Origin of the sequence: Amycolatopsis sp. SID8362 (genome assembly GCF_010550475.1) — a bacterium.
Classification (GTDB): domain Bacteria; phylum Actinomycetota; class Actinomycetes; order Mycobacteriales; family Pseudonocardiaceae; genus Amycolatopsis; species Amycolatopsis eburnea.
In genome coordinates this window covers 1-4,848 of the sequence record NZ_JAAGNB010001728.1, presented here as the reverse complement: position 1 = coordinate 4,848, position 4,848 = coordinate 1, and the positions used below count along the sequence as shown (strand labels likewise).

The 4,848-nt window shown below is 74.2% G+C and carries 1 protein-coding gene; it reads left to right on the top strand.

The annotated features are described in order from the left end of the window. Window positions 1-3 precede the first annotated feature (3 nt). Window positions 4-4,848 (top strand): polyketide synthase (locus G3I65_RS52995; protein ID WP_309236097.1); only part of this gene is annotated, 4,845 nt, incomplete at its 3' end.

The window sequence follows — 4,848 nt, the reverse complement described above, 5'->3', positions numbered from 1 at the left end:
GGGGTGCGCACGGACGGCCCGTTGCCCGCGGGCGCGGCCTTCGCCGTGCGCACGAAAGCGCCGTGGGCCGGTGCGCTCGCCGAAGTCGGTGGCGTCGCCACGGCCGCCGAGGCGGTCAGTCAAGGTGCGCTGGGGCTGGTCGCGCGCGGCGGCGAGCTGAGCGACTTCGTGCTGCTGCAACAACTCCTGAACGCCTTCGACGTCCCGGTGTGGGGGACCGTGGCCGGACCGCGGACCGCCGTCGGCGCCCTGGCCGGGGGCGCGGCGGGCGTGGTCACGACGTCCACAGTGGAATCGGACGTCCGCCGGATCATCGGTGCCACCGTTCCCGGGGTGACCGCGCCGGACCGGCTGCTGCGGACGCTGGGCACCGCGCTCCCGGTGGTCCAGGGGCCGATGACGCGGGTGAGCGACCAGCCCGCGTTCGCGGCCGCGGTCGCCGAAGCGGGCGGGTTCCCGTTCGTCGCCGTGGCCACTTCGAACGGCGCGCGCACCACCGAACTCCTGACCCGCACCGCCGAACTGCTCGGCGACCGGCCGTGGGGTGCCGGGATCCTCGGCTTCGTCCCGGACGACCTGCGCGCCGCGCAGCTCGCCGCGATCCGCGCCGCCCGGCCGCGGTGCGTGCTGATCGCGGGCGGGAAACCCGGCCAGGCCAAGGCTCTCGAAGCCGAGGGGATCGCGACCTTCGTGCACGTGCCGTCGCCGATCCTGCTCGGCCAGTACCTCGACGCCGGGGTCCGCCGGTTCGTCTTCGAGGGCGCCGAATGCGGCGGGCACGTCGGCCCGCGCGCGAGTTTCGAGCTGTGGGAAGAACAACTGGCCGTGCTCGGCGCGGCGAAGGACGTCGAAGTGCTGTTCGCGGGCGGGATCCACGACGCGCGTTCGGCGGCGGTGGTCCGGGCGATGGCGGCGCCGCTCGACGCCGTCGGGGTCCTGATGGGCACCGCGTACCTCTTCACCGAAGAAGCCGTGACGCACGGGGCGATCACCGACCTGTTCCAGCGGCGCGCGCTCGAAGCCGACACGACCGTCACGCTGGAGACCGCGCCGGGCCACCGCACGCGCTGCCTGCCCAGCCCGTATACCGCGGAATTCGAGCAGGTCAAAGCGAGTCTGCGGGACGTGCCCGCGCAGGAGGCCTGGCAGCGGCTCGAGGAGCTGAACACCGGACGGCTGCGCGTCGCGAGCAAGGGTGTCCGCCACGGCGGGGAAAGTCTCGACGAGGAAACCCAGCTGGCCGAAGGGATGTTCATGGCCGGGGAGGTCGCGGTGCTGCGCGACCGGAAGACGACGATCGCCGAGCTGCACCGCGAAGTCTCGGCCGGGAAAACGTTCACCCGGACCGAAGAACCCGTACCACCGGGGGACACCCGGGACATCGCCGTCATCGGGATGGCCTGCGCGTTCCCCGGCGCGCCGGACCTCGAAGCGTTCTGGTCGAACGTCCTGCGCGGCGAGGACGCCGTCACCGAGGTGCCGCCGGAGCGCTGGGACCCGGAAGTCTACTTCGGACAGTCGACGTCCAAGTGGGGCGGCTTCCTCCCCCCGGTGGCCGTCGACCCGCTCGACTTCGGGATCCCGCCGTCCGCGATGGGCAGCATCGACCCGGCCCAGCTGGTGTCGCTGGAGACCGCCCGCCGGGCCCTCGAAGACGCCGGGTACGCGCACCGGGACTTCGACCGCGAGCGCACGAGTGTCGTGTTCGGCGCGGAGGCGGGCGGCGACCTGGCCAACGCGGGCACGCTGCGGTCCCTCCTCGACGGCTACCTCGACGAGGTCCCATCCGAACTGCTGGCTCAGCTGCCCGAACCGACCGAGGACACCTTCCCCGGCACGCTTGCCAACGTCATCTCCGGCCGGATCGCCAACCGGCTCGACCTCGGCGGCGCCAACTACACGGTCGACGCCGCGTGCGGTTCTTCCCTGGCCGCGCTGGACCTCGCCGCCAAGGAACTGCGCGCCGGGACGAGCGAACTGGTCCTCTGCGGCGCCGTCGACCTGCACAACGGCATCCACGACTACCTGATGTTCACCTCGGCCGGCGCCCTCTCGCCGACCGGCCGCTGCCGCCCGTTCGACGCCGCCGCCGACGGGATCGCACTCGGCGAGGGCGTCGCCTGCCTGGTGCTCAAGCGCCTGGCCGACGCCGAGCGCGACGGCGACCGGATCTACGCCGTGGTCAAGGGCGTCGGCGCGGCCAGCGACGGCAAGGCGCTCGGCCTGACCGCGCCCCGCCCGGAAGGCCAGTACCGCGCCCTGGAACGCGCTTACCGCGACGCCGGAGTGTCCCCTGTGGACGTCGGGCTCGTCGAAGCCCACGGCACGGGCACAGTGGTCGGCGACGCGACCGAACTGCGGACGCTGACCGGGTTCTTCGCCGACGCGGGCGCCGCGCCCGGCAGCTGCGCGCTCGGTTCGGTCAAGAGCCAGATCGGCCACACGAAGTGCACGGCCGGGCTGGCCGGGCTGATCAAGGCGGCACTGGCGCTCTGGCACGAAGTCGTCCCGCCGACGCTGCACCTGAGCGAGCCGAACACCGCATGGGACCCGGCCGCCAGCCCGTTCACGTTCACCACCGCGGCGCGCCCGTGGGCGGACCCGGCCCGGCTCGCCGGAGTCAGCGCGTTCGGCTTCGGCGGCACCAACTTCCACGCCGTGCTGGGCGCCGGCCCGGTCGCCCCGGACCGCCGCCACGGCCCCCGCGACTGGCCCGCCGCGGCCGAGAAAGCCCTTGCCGGGATCCGGCGCGCCGACGCCGACCCCGGGAAGATCGCCTTCCTGTTCCCCGGCCAGGGCAGCCAGCGCCCCGGCATGCTCGCCGAGCTGTTCGTGCACTTCCCGGAGCTGGCCGAGCTGCTCAAGCTCGCCCCCGACGTCGCCGCGAAAGCGTTCCCGCCCCGGGTGTTCGCCGCGGACGCCGTCCAGGAACAGGAGAAAGCCCTTACCGACACGCAGGTGGCGCAGCCCGCGCTCGGGCTGGTCGAGACGGCGGTCGCCCGGCTGCTGGCGCAGGTCGGCGTCCGGCCGGACTTCCTGGCCGGGCACAGCTACGGCGAGCTGGTCGCGCTGTCCGTCGCGGGCGCGTTCGACACCGGGACGCTGCTGCGGCTCAGCCGGGCCCGCGCGCGGGCCATCGCCGACGTCACCCAGCCCGGCGCGATGGCCGCCGTCAAGGCACCGCGGGACGCGCTGACGTCCACCCTGATCGGCCCGGACGTCGTGGTGGCCAACCACAACGCGCCCGAACAGGTCGTCCTTTCCGGACCGGTGGCGGCGGTCGAACGCGCGATCCGGCGGCTGCGGGAGACCGGGTTCGCCGCCAAGCGGATCCCGGTCGCCTGCGCGTTCCACAGTCCCCTGGTCGCCGCCGCCGGTGCCGTCTTCGCGGCGGAACTCGCGGAGGAGTCCCTTGTGGACCCGAAGCTGCCGGTGTGGGCGAACCGCACCGCGGCGCCCTACGGCGACGACGTCAAGGCCGAACTCGCCGCGCAGATCGGTGCCCCGGTGCGGTTCCTCGACCAGATCGAGTCGATGTACGCGGCGGGCGCCCGGACGTTCGTCGAAGCCGGACCCGGCCGGGTGCTGTCCCGGCTGGTCGGGGAGATCCTCGGCGACCGACCGCACACCGTCGTCGCTTGCGGACCCGACCTGACCGGTTTCCTGGCCGCGCTGGCGAAACTCGCCGCCGCCGGGGTCGACGTCCGCACCGAACGCCTGATGCGTGCGAAGCCCCCGGCGCCGTCCCCCACCGCCTGGGCCGTGGACGGGCGGTCCGCCCGCGCGCCCGGTGCCGAGGCACCCGCCCTGCCCCCGGCCCGACGAATCCGGAGTACCGCCATGACCCAGCCCGCTCCCGGCCGCGACCAGGCCGTCGTCGACTTCCTGCGCACCACCCGCGAACTCGTGGCGGCGCAACGGGAAGTGATGCTCGGCTACCTCGGCGGCGCGCCCGCCCCGGCGCCCGCGCCGCCCGCTCCGATACCGGTGGTGCACGCGGAACCGGAACCCGAACCGGTGGCCGAGACACCGGCCGACGTCCTGGGCACGGTGATCGGCGTGATCAGCGAACGCACCGGCTACCCGGCCGAGATGATCGCCGGCGATCTCGACCTCGAAGCCGACCTGTCGATCGACTCGATCAAGCGCACCGAAATCGCGGGCACACTGCTGTCCCGGCTGGGGCTGCCGTCCGACGACCGCACCGACCAGCTCAGCCGCGACCGGACGGCCGACGCGCTGACCGCGCACCTGGAGAGCTGGCTGAGCCCCACGCTGGCGGCCGCCGCACCCACCCGGTACCGGCTCGACCGCGTGCCGGTACCGCTCGACCCCGATCCCGCGCGGCTGCACGGGAAATCCGTCGCGGTGCTCGGAGCGGACGACTCCGTCAGGACCGCCTTCGCCGCCGCTGGTGCGGAAGTCGTCGACGGCGACGCGGACATCACCGTGCTGCTCGCCCACGACGTGACCGACGTGTTCGCCCGGCTCAAGGCGTTGCGGGGGACCGTGCTCGTGGCCGCCGCGCCGGACGCGGTGCCGGGCCTGCGCGGCCTGGTCCGCTCGGCCGCGCTCGAACGCGACGGCGTCACCCGGCTCGTCGAGGTCACGCAGGACGTCGCGAAAGTGCTGGTCGACGAGGCCCTCAGCGACGGCCCGTCCGTGGTCGGGCACGACGACGGCGGCCGCTTCACCATCGAACCCCGGCCCGCCGACCTGGGCTCGATCGCCTACTCCGGAGCCGGTCCGGGCGGCGGCGAGCTGGCCGCGCTGGGCCTCGGCCCGGACTCCGTGGTCCTGCTGATCGGCGGCGCCCGCGGGATCACCGCCCGCGCGGCCGTCGCGTTC